General features: G+C 59.4%; 15 protein-coding genes. 11 read left to right on the top strand and 4 right to left on the bottom strand.

The genetic code is table 11. From position 1 onward, the window contains the following. Positions 1 to 38: 38 nt before the first annotated feature. Complete coding sequence (locus M0412_RS02155) at positions 39 to 1,145, bottom strand: ABC transporter substrate-binding protein (RefSeq protein WP_269703243.1); 1,107 nt, start codon at positions 1,143 to 1,145, stop codon at positions 39 to 41. A 290-nt stretch (positions 1,146 to 1,435) separates the two neighbouring features. Next, on the bottom strand, positions 1,436 to 2,314 hold the full coding sequence (locus M0412_RS02160) for a MurR/RpiR family transcriptional regulator (RefSeq protein WP_046798027.1): 879 nt from the start codon (positions 2,312 to 2,314) through the stop codon (positions 1,436 to 1,438). 178 nt (positions 2,315 to 2,492) lie between these two features. Between M0412_RS02160 and M0412_RS02165 the strand changes: the two genes are divergently transcribed. From M0412_RS02165 to M0412_RS02200, 8 genes are all read left to right on the top strand, one after another. Beyond that, positions 2,493 to 3,266 (top strand): N-formylglutamate amidohydrolase, encoded by a 774-nt coding sequence (locus M0412_RS02165; RefSeq protein WP_269703240.1) that lies wholly within the window; start codon positions 2,493 to 2,495, stop codon positions 3,264 to 3,266. Positions 3,267 to 3,479: 213 nt separating this feature from the next. After that, entirely contained in the window at positions 3,480 to 4,994 is a 1,515-nt protein-coding gene (locus M0412_RS02170; RefSeq protein WP_269703238.1) for an amino acid permease, read from the top strand. A gap of 63 nt (positions 4,995 to 5,057) precedes the next feature. Next, entirely contained in the window at positions 5,058 to 6,425 is a 1,368-nt protein-coding gene (locus M0412_RS02175) for a glutamine synthetase family protein (RefSeq protein ID WP_080818662.1), read from the top strand. Positions 6,426 to 6,443: 18 nt separating this feature from the next. After that, on the top strand, positions 6,444 to 7,832 hold the full coding sequence (locus tag M0412_RS02180) for an aldehyde dehydrogenase family protein (protein ID WP_137452950.1): 1,389 nt from the start codon (positions 6,444 to 6,446) through the stop codon (positions 7,830 to 7,832). Beyond that, entirely contained in the window at positions 7,829 to 8,974 is a 1,146-nt protein-coding gene (locus tag M0412_RS02185; RefSeq protein WP_269703232.1) for an iron-containing alcohol dehydrogenase, read from the top strand. The genes M0412_RS02180 and M0412_RS02185 overlap by 4 nt, the downstream gene beginning before the upstream one ends. A 381-nt stretch (positions 8,975 to 9,355) precedes the next feature. Continuing rightward, complete coding sequence (locus M0412_RS02190; RefSeq protein WP_269703230.1) at positions 9,356 to 10,072, top strand: ParA family protein; 717 nt, start codon at positions 9,356 to 9,358, stop codon at positions 10,070 to 10,072. A 144-nt stretch (positions 10,073 to 10,216) separates the two neighbouring features. Then, positions 10,217 to 10,864: a TetR/AcrR family transcriptional regulator gene (locus M0412_RS02195; protein ID WP_269703295.1), complete on the top strand. Its 648-nt coding sequence runs from the start codon at positions 10,217 to 10,219 to the stop codon at positions 10,862 to 10,864. A 46-nt stretch (positions 10,865 to 10,910) separates the two neighbouring features. Beyond that, positions 10,911 to 12,116 carry an MFS transporter gene (locus M0412_RS02200; protein ID WP_269703228.1) on the top strand — a complete coding sequence of 402 codons (1,206 nt, stop codon included), beginning with the start codon at positions 10,911 to 10,913 and terminating at the stop codon, positions 12,114 to 12,116. Between the two features lie 69 nt (positions 12,117 to 12,185). Here the strand turns inward: M0412_RS02200 and M0412_RS02205 are convergent, their stop codons facing one another. Beyond that, complete coding sequence (locus M0412_RS02205; protein WP_269703226.1) at positions 12,186 to 13,577, bottom strand: L,D-transpeptidase; 1,392 nt, start codon at positions 13,575 to 13,577, stop codon at positions 12,186 to 12,188. A gap of 156 nt (positions 13,578 to 13,733) precedes the next feature. Here M0412_RS02205 and M0412_RS02210 point away from each other — a divergent pair, with 156 nt between their 5' ends. The 3 genes from M0412_RS02210 (at position 13,734) to M0412_RS02220 (ending at position 15,424) form a co-directional block, all read left to right on the top strand. Beyond that, complete coding sequence (locus M0412_RS02210) at positions 13,734 to 14,567, top strand: aldose 1-epimerase family protein (RefSeq protein WP_269703225.1); 834 nt, start codon at positions 13,734 to 13,736, stop codon at positions 14,565 to 14,567. Positions 14,568 to 14,694: 127 nt separating this feature from the next. Then, entirely contained in the window at positions 14,695 to 15,033 is a 339-nt protein-coding gene (locus tag M0412_RS02215; RefSeq protein WP_065113791.1) for a TIGR01244 family sulfur transferase, read from the top strand. Positions 15,034 to 15,082: 49 nt separating this feature from the next. Further along, positions 15,083 to 15,424 carry a RidA family protein gene (locus M0412_RS02220; RefSeq protein ID WP_052818029.1) on the top strand — a complete coding sequence of 114 codons (342 nt, stop codon included), beginning with the start codon at positions 15,083 to 15,085 and terminating at the stop codon, positions 15,422 to 15,424. Positions 15,425 to 15,635: 211 nt separating this feature from the next. Here the strand turns inward: M0412_RS02220 and M0412_RS02225 are convergent, their stop codons facing one another. Beyond that, positions 15,636 to 16,400: a HugZ family protein gene (locus M0412_RS02225; RefSeq protein WP_269703221.1), complete on the bottom strand. Its 765-nt coding sequence runs from the start codon at positions 16,398 to 16,400 to the stop codon at positions 15,636 to 15,638. Positions 16,401 to 16,450 lie beyond the last annotated feature (50 nt).

Raw genomic sequence — 16,450 nt, forward strand, 5'->3', positions numbered from 1 at the left:
CCCCGGCTTTTTGATCAGCCGGGGTGCGTTTTCAACAATTACTTCACGTTTGCGCCGACGACGCTGTCCCAGCCGGCCGTAACGGCCGCCTTGTTGGCGTCAACTTCCTCGAGCGTCGGGAAGATCGCCTTTTCATAGGCTGCTGCCGGCGGCAGGCTGTCGATCAGTTCCTGCGGAACCTTGCCAGCCTTGACCATGGCGTTGAAGCGGATCGGGTGGCAATAGCCCTTCAGCCAGCCGAGCTGACCGTCGTCGGAATAGAGGTGTTCCATCCACAGCTTGGCGGCGTTCGGATGCGGCGCGTAAGCGGAGATGCCCTGAACGTAAACGCCGGCCAGAACGCCCTTCTCAGGGACGACGACTTCTGTCGGCGGGTTGTCGTTCAGCGTCTTCTTCCAGGACAGGGCGTTATAGTCCCAGGCGATGATGATCGGAGTTGCGCCCTGTGCCAGCGTGCCGGCCTTGCCGATAACCGGCAGGAAGTTACCGGCCTTGTTGAGGTCGGCGAAGTACTTCAGGCCGGCTTCACCGGCTTCCTTGCCGGATTTCGCACCGGTGGAAAGACCAGCGGCGAGAACGCCAAGGATTGCCTGGTTGGAAGCGCGCGGATCGCCTGCGAGTGCTACCTGACCGGAATATTCCGGCTTCAGCAGGTCAGCCCAGTCCTTGGGAGAGTTGGTGACGAGGTCCTTGTTCACGAACATCGACATGACGCCGTAATAGTCGCCGTACCAGTAACCGTCGGCATCCTTGACGTTGTCAGGAATTTCGTCCCAGGTGGAGACCTTGTAGGGCTGCAGCAGGCCTTCGGCCTTCATCTGCGGGCCGAAAGCAAGGCCGACGTCGACGACGTCAGGAGCCTGCGGGCCCTTGTTGTCCTTGTTTGCCTTGATTGCTTCCACTTCGTCGGCGGAGCCGGCGTCGGGGTTCAGTTCGTTGACGGTGATTTCCGGGTACTTCGCCTTGAAGGCGGCGACGACGTCGCCGTAACCGCACCAGTCGTGCGGCAGCGCAACGGTTGTCAACATGCCTTCCTTCTTGGCGGCAGCGATCAGTTCGGCGCTCGGTTCAGCGGCGGCGATCGCGGTGGAGGCGATGACCAGTGCAGTGGTCGTAGCAAGCAGTCGGCGGCAGTGAGAGATCACTTTTTTCTCCTCTTCGTGTTCTCATATTGCGGACGCTGATACGGATTCTAGATGAAGCTAATGTGACGGCTGGATTACAATTTATTTATCCGGATTCCGCCACTTTACGCCCATTTTCCGCCATCGTCAGGCTTTTTGCCTGCAATTGCGGGATAATCCCCTCATCATCCTATTGGCCAGATCTGTTCCCCAGCTTGGTTATGTACCCTGTTTTTCGTGCTGGTAGCGATCACAGGTATCCAATCAGCGCGCAGCATTCTCGTCAAGCAAGTTGCCGGCTATATAATTTCTCATGTTCTGTCCGGTCGGCGAAACAGCCGCGTCTGCTCGAACAGGCCCTCCAGCGCGTTCATGCGCTGCTTGGTTTCATCCCAGGTGCCGCTTTGCACCGCTTCGATCAGCGCTTCGACCACGAATAATGTGACGACCGAGGAATCCCAGGCCGAGGGCGCCTCGATCTTCACACGAAAGGTGTGCAGCGCGTGGCGCGCCACCGGCGATGTCCATTGATCGGTGAAGAGAATGATCTGCACGCCGTTTGCTTTCGCGACTTCGGCGAGCGTCGTCATATCGTGTTCGTAACGGCGGATGTCGAAAATCACCAGCACGTCGCCGGCGCTCATATTCAGCATATATTGCGGCCAGGCGCTGGAATTTGATGACATCAGCGTCGTTTTCGGCCGGATCACCTGCATATGGGTGAAGAAATATTCGGCAATGGCGCCGGTGATGCGGCCGCCGACGAAATAGATGCTGCGTTTGCGGTCGGAAAGCAGGGCCGCGGCATTGTCGAAGACGGCGGTGTCCAGATCGCTCAACGTGTCGCGCAGATTGCCGGTGATGGCATCGGCAAAGCGGTTGAGGATATGCAGCCCCGGCGCATTGGTGGCCCAGCGGTCGTGTTTGGCAACCGGGCCGGAGATTGTCGCTTCAAGCTCCTGGTGCAGATGCGCCTGAAATTCCGGATAACCCTTGTAGCCAAGCTTCTGCACCATGCGCGCCACCGTCGGCGTCGAAACGCCGGCATTTTCAGCGATGGTGGTGATGCTGCCGAGGCCGGAGACGGGATAGTTGCCGAGCAGGCTTTCTGCCAGCCGTTTTTCCGAACGGGTCAGCGCATCGTAATGGGCATGGATGACATCCGACACGGTCGCCGTCGTGCTGCGCAAATCTTTCCCCCTTCCGGTCTTTCTGCCGGTACTTCCACTAAAATAAACATCTGTGTCGGCGATCGAGTCAATGGGAAAAATGAAGAGAAAATTTCAAAATTCCATTTGACACTGGCAATAATGTGAAGAATTCTTTTCGTCGTTGACGGAACAGCGGGTTTCCGGGTGGGGTTCGTGCATGACGGTGCGTTCACGGTTTTTCACAGAAATGGAAGGACAGGCGGTTGGCGTCGAGAACGCTGCGGGAAAGGGCGACGTCCTTCTCGTCTGCGAACACGCTTCCGCCACCATCCCTGAAAAATACGGTACGCTTGGTCTTTCGCCGGAGGTTCTCTCGAGCCATGCGGCCTGGGATCCAGGTGCCCTTGCCGTGGCGCGGCTGCTTTCGCAGAGCCTTGACGCCACGCTCGTCCATCAACGGTTTTCGCGTCTGGTCTATGATTGCAACCGGCCACCCGAATCGCCTTCCGCCATGCCGGTGAAAAGCGAGATTTATGATATTCCCGGCAATCTCGATCTTTCCGAAGTGGAGCGATTTGCCCGCACTTCTGCGCTCTATGTCCCATTTCACGACCGCGTCAGCGAGATCATCGCCGAGCGGCAGGCCTCCGGGCGCAGGGTGGTCGTGGTGACGATCCACAGTTTCACGCCGGTCTATCACGGCCAGTTTCGCGCCGTTCAGATCGGCATCCTGCATGATAGCGACAGCCGTCTGGCTGATGCGATGCTGGCGGGCGCCGAGAGGTCGGCGCTCACGGTCAAACGTAACGATCCCTACGGCCCGGAAGATGGCGTGACGCATACGCTGAGGCTGCATGCGCTGCCGGACGGGCTTTTGAACGTCATGATCGAGATCCGCAACGATCTTGTCACCAATGAAGGGGAGCAGGCGGCAATTGCCGGGTTCCTCCACGAGCTTATGGGGAAGGCGCTCTCATCAATCGATGAGTGAGGGAGCAAGGGCTGGCCAATGGTGAAAACACCGGGGCCGGCCACCAAACGAGACTGCCGACATTCAAGGAAAGCCGGAAAGGCATGAAGCGGCAAGGGAACAGCAAGTGCGTGCGGCACAGCGCGGAAACCTTCCGCAGGTGCTGAAAACTGGGGCACAATCGGCCAATAACGGCTGACTGGCTTGTTTTTTTCTTATTCAGGAGAGAAGGGCATGGACAGTTCATCGTCAGGCGTCAGCTATAAGAAGGCTGATGCATCCTATTTCGAAAAACGCGGACTTTCCCGTTATGCGGGCGTCTGGTCGCTCTGGGCGCTCGGCGTCGGGGCGGTTATTTCCGGGCATTTTTCCGGATGGAATTTCGGCTTTTCCACCGGCGGCTGGGGCGGCATGCTGGTGGCGGGCATCATCATCGCCATCATGTATCTCGGGCTGACATTTTCGATCGCGGAAATGAGCCCGGCCTTGCCGCATACGGGTGCGGCCTATTCCTTCGCCCGCACCGCGATGGGTCCCTGGGGCGGCTTCGTCACCGGACTTTGCGAGAATGTCGAATATGTGCTGACGCCGGCGGTCATCGTCACCTTCATCACGGCCTATATAAATTCCATTCTGGGGCTCGATCCGGCCTATTCACCATTTGTGTGGATAGGTTTTTATGTGATCTTCCTTGCGCTCAACGTTTTCGGGCTGGAGCTTTCCTTCAAGGTGACATTGGTCATCACGCTGATTTCGCTTGGTGTTCTGGTGTTCTTCTGGATCAGCGCCATTCCGAACATGGATTTCTCGCGTTTCGCGCTGAATATCGGCGTCGGTCCCGACGGCAAGGCCGTGGAACTGCCGGAGGGTGGCGGTTCATTCTTCCCCTTCGGTTTTTCAGGCGTTCTCGCCACGCTGCCTTTTGCGGTCTGGCTGTTCCTTGCCATTGAACAGCTGCCGCTGGCGGCGGAAGAATCGGTCGATCCGAAACGCGATATGCCGAAGGGCATCATTCTCGGTGTCATCACACTGATGGTTTCGGCCTTCATGATCGTGCTGCTCAACCCGTCGCTGCCGGGTGTTGGCGCCTTCCATCTCGGTTCTTCGCTCGAACCGCTGCTGGATGGCTTCAAGGCGATTTACGGTGATGGCGGCGTGGTGCTGCTCGGTCTCGTGGCGCTCACCGGCCTGATCGCCAGCTTCCATACGATCCTCTATGCGCAGGGTCGGCAGATCTATTCGCTGTCGCGTGCGGGCTATTTCCCGACCGTACTGTCGATTACCCATCCGAAATACCGCACGCCTTTTGTGGCCAACATCGCCGGTGCGCTTGTCGGTCTGGCGGTCATGCTGGTCATCTGGTTCTCGCTGGGCGCGGAACAGGGCGGCAGCATCATCGGCAGCGTGCTTTTGAACATGGCCGTTTTCGGTGCGATGTTCTCCTATATCCTGCAGGCGATTTCCTTCATTCTGCTCCGCAGGAACCTGCCGCATATCGAGCGGCCGTTCCGTTCGCCCTTCGGCATTCCGGGTGCGGTGCTGACGATCATCATCGCCATCGTCACGCTGCTTTATCAGATCCAGGATCCCAACTTCAGCAAGGGCGTGCTGTGGGTAGCGGTCTGGTTTGCCGTGGCGATCGCCTATTTCGCCTTTGTCGGACGCCATCGCCTCATCCTGTCGCCGGAAGAGGAATTTGCGCTGGAGCACAAGCAGGCTGCTATGGCAGCGGCGGCTGCAAAGGCCTGATGCCCAAACAAACGGGCGGCCGTATCCGGCCGCCCGGCCAGGACAATAAAGGGAACGGACAAAATGACGAGCTACACATTCGACGCGCTTAAGATGGATGTCGCCGAGGGGCGCATCGACACGGTTCTGGCCTGCCTTGTCGACATGCAGGGGCGTCTGATGGGCAAGAGATTTCAGGCCGAATTCTTCGTTGAAAGCGCCTTTGAGGAAACCCATAGCTGCAATTACGTGCTTGCCACCGACATGGAGATGGAGACCGTTCCCGGCTATAAATCCTCCAGCTGGGAAAAGGGTTATGGCGATTATGTGCTGAAACCCGATCTTTCGACGCTGCGGCGCGTGCCGTGGCTGGAAGGCACGGCGCTGGTGCTGTGCGATGTGCTTGACCATCACACCCATGAAGAAGTGCCGCATTCGCCGCGTGCGCTGCTGAAAAAGCAGGTGGCGCGGCTGGAGGCCATGGGGCTGAAAGCCTTCATGGCGACCGAGCTGGAATTTTTCCTGTTCGACCAGACCTTCGATGCGGCGCGCGCCAGCGGCTACAAGGGGCTGAATCTCGCCAGTGGTTACAACGAGGATTACCATATCTTCCAGACCACCAAGGAAGAGGACGTGATGCGGGCGCTGCGCAAGGGCCTGCAGGGCGCTGGCATTCCGGTTGAAAACTCCAAGGGCGAGGCGTCTCCCGGCCAGGCGGAAATCAACGTGCGTTATGCCGAAGCGCTGACCATGGCCGACCGGCACGCCATCATCAAGAACGCCACCAAGGAGATCGCCTGGTCCAAGGGCAAGGCGGTGACGTTCCTTGCCAAGTGGAACTACAATGCCGCCGGCAGTTCCTCGCATATTCACCAGTCGCTGTGGAGCCTCGATGGCAAGACGCCGGCCTTCCTTGACAAGGATGCCAAGCATGGCATGTCGGAGCTGATGCGGCATTATGTTGCCGGGCTTCTGGCTCATGCCAGCGAAATAACCTATTTTCTGGCGCCCTATATCAATTCCTACAAGCGGTTCATGGCCGGCACGTTTGCGCCGACCAAGGCGATCTGGAGCCTCGACAATCGCACGGCCGGATATCGCCTGTGCGGCGAGGGCACGAAGGGCATCCGCATCGAATGCCGCGTCGGCGGATCCGATCTCAATCCCTATCTCGCGATGGCTGCTCTTCTTGCAGCGGGCATTGACGGCATCGAAAATAAACTTGAACTTGAGCCCGCTTTTGTCGGTGACGCCTATGGCGGCAAGGACGTGCGCGAGATACCCAAGACCCTGCGTGACGCCACTGCCTTTCTGGACGGATCGAAAATGCTGCGCAACGCCTTCGGCGACGATGTGATCGATCATTACGTCCATGCCGGACGGTGGGAACAGGAAGAATACGACCGCCGCGTGACCGACTGGGAAGTGGCGCGCGGTTTCGAACGAGCCTAATCATTACGGGAAAACATCATGACCATGATCCAGAATATCTCGCCCATCGATGGCTCGGTTTATGCCGAGCGGGAGGCGATGTCGCTGGAGGCGGCGCGGGCCGCCGTTTCGAAAGCGCGCAAGGCGCAGAAAGACTGGGCTCGACGTCCACTTGAGGATCGCGTTCAGCTGGTTCTGAAGGGTGTGGCGCGCCTCAACGAAATGGTGGCGGAGGTTGTGCCGGAACTGGCGCATATGATGGGCCGTCCGGTGCGTTACGGCGGCGAGTTCAAGGGCTTCAACGAGCGCTCCAATTATGTCGCGTCGATTGCGGCTGATGCGCTGGCGCCGCTCGTCATCGAGGAAAGCGGCAATTTCGAACGTCGCATCGAGCGCGAGGCGCATGGCGTGGTCTTCGTCATCGCGCCGTGGAACTATCCTTACATGACGGCGATCAACACCGTCGCGCCCGCTTTGATGGCCGGCAATACGGTGGTCATCAAACATGCGGCGCAGACGTTGCTGGTCGGCGAACGCATGGTGCGGGCTTTTGTCGAGGCTGGCGTGCCTGACGATGTCTTCATCAACGTCTTCCTCGACCATGGCACGACCTCGGCGCTGATTTCCGAGGGCCTGTTCAACTTCGTCAATTTCACCGGTTCGGTGGAAGGCGGCCGTGCCATCGAACGCGCCGCTGCCGGCACCTTCACCGGCCTCGGGCTTGAACTCGGCGGCAAGGACCCCGGTTACGTGATGGAGGATGCCGATCTCGACGCCGCCGTCGATACGCTGATGGATGGCGGCACCTATAATTCCGGGCAATGCTGCTGCGGTATCGAGCGCATCTACGTCAATGAAAACCTCTATGACGAATTCGTCGAGAAGTCGGTGGCGTGGGTTTCGAACTACAAGCTCGGCAATCCGCTGGAGCAGGAAACCACGCTCGGGCCGATGGCCAACAAGCGGTTTGCCAAGGTGGTGCGGGCGCAGATTGCCGACGCCGTTGCCAAGGGCGCAAAGGCGCTAGTCGATCAGACGCTTTTCCCGGCCGATGATGGCGAGAGTGCTTATGTCGCGCCGCAGATCCTCGTCAATGTCGATCATTCCATGGAATTCATGACCGAAGAGACTTTCGGTCCCGCCATCGGCATCATGAAGGTCAAGAACGACGATGAAGCCATTGCGCTGATGAATGACAGCAAATACGGCCTCACCGCTTCGCTCTGGACGCAGGATGCGACACGGGCCGCGAGGATCGGTCGCGAAATCGAGACCGGAACCGTGTTCATGAACCGCGCCGATTATCTGGATCCGGCGCTTTGCTGGACCGGTGTGAAGGAAACCGGCCGTGGCGGTTCGCTTTCCGTCCTTGGTTTCCAGAACCTGACCCGCCCGAAATCCTACCATCTGAAGAAAGTCACGAAATGAATATCGTCGCCAACTGGAGCTACCCCACCGCCGTCAAGCTTGGCCGTGGCCGGATCAAGGAACTGGCGGAAGCCTGCAAGACGCTTGGCATCAAGAAGCCGCTTCTCGTGACGGATCGCGGGCTTGCCAATATGGCGATCACCGCGCATGCGCTGGATGTGCTGGAAGAGGCAGGCCTTGGCCGGGCGATCTTCGCCGAGGTCGATCCGAACCCGAACGAAATCAACATGGAAGCCGGCGTGAAAGCCTATCGCGATGGCGGCCATGATGGCGTCGTAGCCTTCGGCGGCGGCTCGGGTCTCGATCTCGGCAAAACCATCGCCTTTATGGCAGGACAGACGCGTCCGGTCTGGGATTTCGAGGATATTGGTGACTGGTGGACCCGGGCGGATGCCGCCAAGATCGCGCCCATCGTCGCTGTGCCGACGACGGCCGGTACCGGTTCCGAAGTCGGCCGCGCCAGCGTCATCACCAATTCGCAGACCCATGTGAAGAAGATCATCTTCCATCCGAAGCTCTTGCCGGGCGTCGTCATCTGTGATCCGGAGTTGACGGTCGGCATGCCGAAGGTCATCACGGCCGGCACGGGCATGGATGCCTTCGCGCATTGCCTCGAGGCTTATTCGTCGCCATTCTTCCATCCGATGAGCGCCGGCGTGGCGCTGGAGGGCTTACGTCTCGTCAAGGAATTCCTGCCGCGCGCCTATAGGGACGGCACGGATATCGAAGCGCGCACCAATATGATGGCAGCGGCAGCGATGGGGGCGGTGGCGTTCCAGAAGGGTCTCGGGGCCATTCACTCGCTCTCGCATCCGATCGGCGCGGTTTACAACACCCATCACGGCATGACCAATGCTGTCGTCATGCCGGCGGTGCTGCGCTTCAACCGCCCGGCCATCGAGGACAAGATTGCCCGCGCGGCCGCCTATCTCGGTATCTCCGGCGGTTTCAATGGTTTTTATGATTACGTGCTGGAACTTCGCAAGGAACTCGGCGTACCGGAAAACCTGACCGCCATGGGCATCAAGCCGGATCGTATCGACGAACTGGCGGCGGAAGCGATCAAGGATCCGAGCTGCGGTGGTAATCCGGTGCCGATGACGCTGGAAAATACCAAGGCGCTTTTTGAGGCTTGCTTTTAAGGAGCTACCTTTATTCATCAGGTTTGTGAGAGGTTGAGAGGGTGCTGCTTGTTTCTTCTCCCCGAGGGGGAGAAGTCCGCGGCAGCGGGATGAGGGGGCAAGCTCTCCGAAATCCGGCAAGGTTTCCCCCTCATCCGACCCTTCGGGCCACCTTCTCCCCGGCAGGGAGAAGAAACATGCCGCGCCTTCGTGCCATGCGAACTAAGCTCGAAGAGGACGCCGCTCTTTATCGACAGCCCGCGATTTATCGCGGGCTTTTCGTTGCCCGGCATAACCGTTCTTAGCCTTTTATTAACCCTGTTCGTTAAGATTATGGAAAGCACCATGAATTGCTTCGGTGCGTGAATGAGCATGAAACGGCTCTGACCAACAGGGGGTGTCATGTCAGTCATCACTTTCGCCAATACCAAGGGCGGTGCCGGAAAAACCACGGCCGTGCTGCTTCTGGCAACCGAACTGGCCCGCAGCGGTCACCGCGTGACGGTTCTGGATGCCGATCCGCAATTGTGGATTTCCCGCTGGCACGAATTATCAGGCGATATCGAAAATCTTTCGGTGATTTCGCATGTGACGATGGTGTCGCTTGAGGGTCATATTCGCGAGAATAAAACCAGCACCGACTGTTTCATCATCGATCTGCCGGGAGCGAAGACCCCGCTTCTGACCATGGCTCTTGGCATTTCCGATCATGTGCTGATCCCGGTTCAGGGCTGCGCCATGGATGCGCGCGGGGCCGCCGAGGTTCTGGACCATATCGAATTTTTGAACCGCAAGATGGGCAAGGAGATTGCTCATTCCATCGTGCTGACACGGGTGAACGCCATGGTGGCGACGCGTTCGCTGCTGCTGGTCAAGATGCTGCTGGCCGAGAAAAATGTCTCGGTTCTCAACACCCCGATCGTCGAGAGAGCCGCCTATCGCGATATTTTCGACCTTGGCGGCACGCTTCTCTGTTTCGATAAGACCAAGGTGAGCAATATCGACAAGGCGGTCGAGAATGCCAGAGCATTCGCGGGCGAAGTGCTTGGCCTGCTGCCGAAACGCCTGTTGCGGCTCGGTACGCCACCCGCGCGCCTTTTCACCCGTAAAGCCGCCTGAAACATTGCTTTCAACTTTCGATCCGTCTGCGGCGCTCATAACCGCAGACGGGTGATGATGCCTTGGACCATCGCGGCCATCAGGCTTGCCGGCGTGTCAGTCGTCGCTTTTCAGCGATGGCTTCATTATTCGCTTGATTTGGAAATGATCGTTTCCTATATTCCGGCCATGAGCAATATCAGCCACAACCAGTCCGAGGAACAGCGCCATCGCGGCAGGCCGCGCGAGTTCGATATCGACCGCGCGCTCGATGGTGCGATCCGGGTTTTTTCCAGGCGCGGTTATCACGCCACCTCTGTGGGCGACCTTACCGATGCGATGGAGCTGGCGCAGGGCAGTCTTTACAAGGCCTTCAAGGACAAGAAGGCCATCTTCATCGCCACGATGGAGCGCTACAGGATTGTGCAGACCGAGCGTTTCGAGGCGGCGGTGGCCGGTTACGATACCGGTCGCGAACGCCTGCGGGCAGGGCTGATGTTTTACGCGGAACGGTCGCATGGCGGTGCCGGGTCTGATGGATGTCTGGTTGTCGGTGCCGCTGCCGATCTGGCGGCGCTGGATGACGACATTGCCGTTGTGGTCGAGCGGGCCGTGAAGGCGAGGGAGCGGATCGTCGCCCGCCTCGTTGCCGAGGGGCAGAAGGATGGTTCGGTGAATTCCAAGGCCGATCCCGATGATCTTTCCCGGGCGATGCTCTGCATGATGTACGGCATGCGAGTGGTGGGAAAGACAGGGCGCAGCCTCAAGGACATGGTGGCCGTGGTGGATATCGCCATGAAGCTTGCCGAGTGATTTTATGTCTATTTAGGAAACGTTCGTTTCCATATTGGAGAAAATGATGACGACGCGTGTAATTGAAGGGGAGGATGTTGATGCAACATCCCTTTCCCCGGCTTTGACTTTTCTGCTGGCGACAGCCTGTGGGTTGATTGCCGCCAATCTCTATTATGCCCAGCCGCTTGCCGGCATCATCGGGGCGGAGCTTGGTCTTTCCGCCGGCGCCACCGGCCTGATCGTGACCCTGACGCAGATCGGTTACGGTGTCGGCCTGCTGTTCGTCGTGCCGCTCGGCGATCTCGTTGAAAACCGCAGACTGGTTGTCAGTGCCGTCTTGATGGCGGTGCTTTCCCTTGTGGCAGCGGCATTCGCGCCGCATGCGGCCCCGTTTCTGATTGCGGCCTTTCTGGTCGGCGTCAGTTCGGTCGCGGTGCAGGTCATCGTTCCCTATGCCGCCCACATGGCGCCGCACGCCATTCGTGGCCGGGTGGTCGGCAATGTCATGAGCGGGCTGATGGCCGGCATCATGCTGGCGCGGCCGGTCTCCAGCCTGCTGTCGGAAGTGGTTTCATGGCGCGGCGTCTTTCTGACGTCGGCGGCAGTCATGGCGCTTCTTGCCGTCGTGCTTTTCCGGCTTTTACCGCCGCGCATGCCGGAGGCAAGGCTGGGTTACGGCTCGCTGATGGCCTCGATGGGCAGACTTGCCCTCCACAAGCCGATCCTGCGGCGGCGGGCAATTTACCATGCCTTCCTGTTTGCAGCCTTCAGCCTGTTCTGGACCACGACGCCGCTTTATCTGAGCGGGCCGCATTTCAACCTGAGCCAGGGTGAGATCGCGCTGTTTGCGCTTGCCGGTGCTGCGGGCACTGTGGCTGCGCCAATTGCCGGGCGGATGGCCGATCGCGGCTGGACCCGTGCGGCCACTTTCCTTGCATTGGTGGCGGTGGCGCTCTCCTTCGCCGTCACGCATCTTGCGCCCGAAGGCTCGCATCTGGCGCTTGCCATTCTGGTGGTCGCTGCCATCGTTCTGGATTTCGGCGTCACCACCAATCTGGTGCTTGGCCAGCGCGCCATCTTCACGCTGGGGGCGGAATTCCGCAGCCGTCTGAACGGCATATACATGGCGACGTTTTTCATGGGCGGCGCAATCGGTTCCGCCGTGGGTGGCTGGGCTTATGCTGTCGGCGAATGGCAAGCCGCCTCGTGGATCGGTTTCGCCTTGCCGGTGGCCGCCCTGCTGTATTTCCTGACGGAGAAGCGCGACTGAAACACCACTGAATGAAAAAAGCCCGACGGACCAAACCGCCGGGCTTTTTCTCTTTTATTCCGGTCGATCCTATTCCGCGAATTCGACCACAACGCCGGGACGGACCATCTTTGCCAGTTCGGTCGCATCCCAGTTGGTCAGGCGGATACAGCCATGGCTGTTTGTCTTGCCGATCTTCGAAGGTTCCGGCGTGCCGTGAATGCCGTAGGTCGGCTTCGACAGGGCAATCCAGACCGTGCCGACCGGGCCGTTAGGACCCGGCGGGATCTGCAGGATCTTGTCGTTCTGGCCCTGCTTGAAGTTGATCTTCGGATTATAGGTGTAGCCGGGATTGAGCGCGATCCGCTCCACCGTGTGCGTGCCGCTCGGCGAAGGCGTATCCGTGGAACCGATGGTGGCGGGATAAGCGGCGATCAGATTGCCGTCCTGGCCATAGGCGAAGACCTGCTTGATGCCCTTATGCGCGACGATGCGGGCCACCTGTCCCTTTTTCGTCTCGCCCGGATTGACCACCTTGATGATGGTGCCGGGCACCGTGAAGTCGATGCCGGGGTTCAGTTCCTTCAGATAGTTCTCATCCATATGGAAGCGCTCGGCCAGCGCCTCGGAGGTGGAGGTGAAGGACAGCGCGGGCAGCTGCGACTTCTCGGCATAGTCGTCCGGAATGGAGGCGACATAGGGGCCGGCGGCATCGGCGGCGGTGATGGTGTAGTCGACGATCGGCATGCCGCCGGAAGAGCGCAGGCGTTCCAGAATGTCGTCGGAATTGTTCGGGTCCAGCTTTTCGCCGGTCATGTCCTGCCAGGCGGCAATGGCCTTGTTGACGTTGTCACCCATCTTGCCGTCGATCACGCCGGGCGAGATGCCTTCACGGTCAAGGAAAGTCTGCAGTGCGACGATTTCCTGACGGGAACGGTTGACCGGTGTCGTCACCGGTGTGTGGCGTTCGATCAGGTGATCCGGCTGCGGAACGGCGGCTGTGGTGCTTTCGCCCGGCATGGGCTGGCCGAGCGGTCCGCTTTCCACCGCGCCGGGGCCGGGAACGGAGCCGGTATAGACATTGTCGTCGGAGCCATCACCGCGATATTCGCGGTAATCACGCACGCTGCCATTGTCCTGATAGCCGTAGTCGCGCTGTGGTTCGCGATACTGGCCGCCGGGGGCGGGCGGATAATAGGTGGTGTCGCGCTGTTGGCGCGCCTGCTGCCGCTGCTGATAACCAGAGGGCATTTCGGTGGCGAGCAGATTGCCGTACTGGTCGTAAAACACCGTGCGACCCATGGCATCGCGGCTGATGACGATATCGCCGCGCTCTGGCATGAAGTCGAGCACGCGACCGTCAGGTGTCACCAGCATCGTTTGCTGGTCGCCATAACGCTGCTGCGCGCCAGCCTGCAGCGGGGCGAAAGCTGCCACTACCGCGACTGTCAGACCCAGAGCTGCGTTAAGAAACTGTTTCACGATTCTGCTATCCTTGCTTCGTTCGCCCATAAACACACCGCAATCTTGACCCTATTGTGAAAAAGGTGAATTCGCGGTTAATGCAATCTTAATTTCCGTCACGACTAGTAGCGTTTCCGTGATTCATGCGTTTTTACTGCCACAGGAGAGGTTGTCTTGCGTTCGTTTCAGGCCGGCAGATCGCCCCATATTTTCCTCGATGAAACCTCTGTTTTCGATATTGGTTCGTGTATCGTCGATGGCATCGACATTGCGCCTGGTCGCGCCATTCCCGATGATGGCGATGCGCGCATCGACCATTCGCTGGAAGGCTTTCTCTTCACCTGCGGTCCCGATCATATCCGCCATCCCGAACCGATTGATGGTGACGGCGAGGGGCGTCGATATCCGTTGCATGGGTCCTTTTCCTCGCATCCGGCAAAGATAGTCGCCTTCGACGTTCATGAGACCAATGCACTGGCGCGCGTCAAGGTTCCCGTAAAGCTTGCCGATGGCGGCACTGCGTCGCTGGAGCGGACGTGGCGCATCGATGGCGAAAGCGGCGAAGTCAGCCTTGAGGACAGGATCGTCAATACGTCAGACCGGCCGATGCCGGTGTTCCTTATGTATCACATGAATGTGGGTGCCCGTCTGTTTGACGATGCGGTGCGGCTGGAAGGCGCAATGCTGGATGGCGGCGGCCATGGCTGGCGATTCGGCGAGGAGCCGGGCAATGTTTTCTGTGTTCCCGCCGGTAATGATGATTGGGCGGAATTGAAGCTTGGTCCCGTCGCGGCCATTGGCGGGAAGACGCTGACCGTGCGTTTTAGCACCGAGACGCTGCCCTATCTGCAGATGTGGCGTAACCAGCAGGAGCCGGCCAATGTGCTCGGAATCGAGCCGGTTTCGCATCGCTGGGTGGGGCGGAGCGAACTTGAGGCTGCAGGCGAATTCAACATTATCCAGCCCGGTGAAAGCCGCTCCTTCGGCCTGCGCTTTTCCATCCTCTGAATGCCGTACCGAATGAGGACTCCGCATCATTGACGCATGGGTTTTGAGCCCTTACATCGGATGCGGATTTCTAAGGGTGGCGAGAGCGTGCCAGCGGCGCGGATGCCGATTTCAGCGGAGGCATAAGATGGATATCAGGCGCATAGACGACGAATATTCGGTAACGGGCCAGATCAGCGTCGCCGATCTGGATGAGGTCAAGGCACTCGGCTTCAAGTCGATTGTCTGCCACCGCCCTGATGGTGAAGAGGACGGCCAGCCGCTTTTCGCCGATATTGCCGAGCGCGCGGAGCAGCTCGGTATTACCATCATGCATGTGCCTGTCGGCCGTTATGGCGTCGATGCTGATGCCGTTGCCGGCATGGTGGACGCGCTGGACGAATTGCAGCGCCCGATGCTCGGCTATTGCCGTTCCGGCGCGCGCTCGACGGCGATCTACGAAAAGACCCATCACCTGCGCGGCTGATTTTTCGCGCTTCATTTTGTTTTCAAATGCCAATCAACAGGAGTTCTCCATGACCATCAAGCGTATCGAGCCGGGCAAGCGCATGAGCGGCGCCGTCGTTCACGGCAACACCGTTTATCTGGCCGGCCAGGTTGGCGAAGGCACCAGCGTGACGGAACAGAGCAAGTCTGCGCTGGCTGAAGTCGATCGCTTGCTGGCCGCTGCCGGCTCCGACAAGTCGAAGGTCCTGCAGACCATCATCTACCTCTCCGACATGTCCACCTTCGGCGAAATGAACGCCGTCTGGGAAGGCTGGATCGACCCGGCAAACCCGCCGGCCCGTGCCACCAGCGAAGCAGCGCTGGCAACGCCGGACTACAAGGTTGAATTCATCGTTACTGCGGCTCTCTGAGCATCAGTCTGATTTCCAAAGAAAGGCCGGGTCGCGGAATGCGGCCCGGCCTTTTTTGATGGGAAATTCGAAACGCTCGTTTCGTCATCCTCGGGCTTGTCCCGAGGATCCACTCACGTATCACAACTTGATAGGTGGCACATGCTCGGGACAGGCCCGAGTATGACGGAAGAGAGACGATTGTCCCAAGTTTGTGAATCGTTTGCGCCCTTCATTTCAGAAGCAAAGCAAGCGCCTTCTCAAACTGCTTCAACGTCTCCACCCGCTCCGCAAACCACAGCCGCGCCAGATCATTTACCGAGGCGAGATCGATACCATCCGGGTCGATGGAGGTGATCGTCCAGCGGCCGGCCTTTGTGCCGGCGAGAACTGCCAACCGCGACGCTTCGCCCTTGATGGCGTTGAGGCGGGCCGCTTCGCTTTCCGTCGCAGCCATCAGTTCCGCCGCGCCTGAGAGATCGGTGCGCAGGTCGGCCGGGGTGATGTTGCTGGCATTGCGGGCCGGGCCGCCATTGATCTGCACACCTTCCGTCCGCAGCCGGTAAAGCCTCGTGTCGGGAAGGGAGAGATAAAGCTTCGCTTTGGGGTAACGGGCAATGTAGCGCCTGATGGCGAGTTGCGTCTCATCCGGGCCGAGCTGTTCCACCTTGCCCACCAGTGTCAGCCGCGGCAGCGTCAGCGCATCGCCCTTGCCGAAGGGCGCGAGCGTCAGCGAGATGCGCGGGTCGGCCTCCATGTTGCGGGCGTGCAGCGTCAGGCCGGCCGCGAAAAAAAACGGCGTACCGTCCGGCTCGATGCCGATATTGGTGGCGGTCGTATAGGGATAGCTGCTGACCGGATCGAGCGTGGCGAGCGCCGCCGTGCGGGATGTGTGCAGCACATCGCGGGCCACGCGCACCGCCTCGAAAGGTGCGCCGGCCGAGGGCTCGATCTTCGCGCCGCGTGGGGTGATGACGGGAGGGGCAACGTCCGGCATGTCTTATCCTGAGTTAGTGGATGCTGAGAGAAGCGTAAAACCTCTCCACG

Source organism: Agrobacterium sp. O3.4, assembly GCF_041414895.1.
GTDB classification, from domain to species: domain Bacteria; phylum Pseudomonadota; class Alphaproteobacteria; order Rhizobiales; family Rhizobiaceae; genus Agrobacterium; species Agrobacterium cucumeris.

Coding starts and splice junctions, on each gene's coding strand:
- M0412_RS02225 (WP_269703221.1), bottom strand. CDS start 16,400: ATGCCGGACGTTGCCCCTCCCGTCATCACCCCACGCGGCGCGAAGATC.
- M0412_RS02215 (WP_065113791.1), top strand. CDS start 14,695: ATGGATATCAGGCGCATAGACGACGAATATTCGGTAACGGGCCAGATC.
- M0412_RS02170 (WP_269703238.1), top strand. CDS start 3,480: ATGGACAGTTCATCGTCAGGCGTCAGCTATAAGAAGGCTGATGCATCC.
- M0412_RS02195 (WP_269703295.1), top strand. CDS start 10,217: ATGATCGTTTCCTATATTCCGGCCATGAGCAATATCAGCCACAACCAG.
- M0412_RS02220 (WP_052818029.1), top strand. CDS start 15,083: ATGACCATCAAGCGTATCGAGCCGGGCAAGCGCATGAGCGGCGCCGTC.
- M0412_RS02175 (WP_080818662.1), top strand. CDS start 5,058: ATGACGAGCTACACATTCGACGCGCTTAAGATGGATGTCGCCGAGGGG.
- M0412_RS02185 (WP_269703232.1), top strand. CDS start 7,829: ATGAATATCGTCGCCAACTGGAGCTACCCCACCGCCGTCAAGCTTGGC.
- M0412_RS02200 (WP_269703228.1), top strand. CDS start 10,911: ATGACGACGCGTGTAATTGAAGGGGAGGATGTTGATGCAACATCCCTT.
- M0412_RS02165 (WP_269703240.1), top strand. CDS start 2,493: ATGACGGTGCGTTCACGGTTTTTCACAGAAATGGAAGGACAGGCGGTT.
- M0412_RS02190 (WP_269703230.1), top strand. CDS start 9,356: ATGTCAGTCATCACTTTCGCCAATACCAAGGGCGGTGCCGGAAAAACC.
- M0412_RS02180 (WP_137452950.1), top strand. CDS start 6,444: ATGACCATGATCCAGAATATCTCGCCCATCGATGGCTCGGTTTATGCC.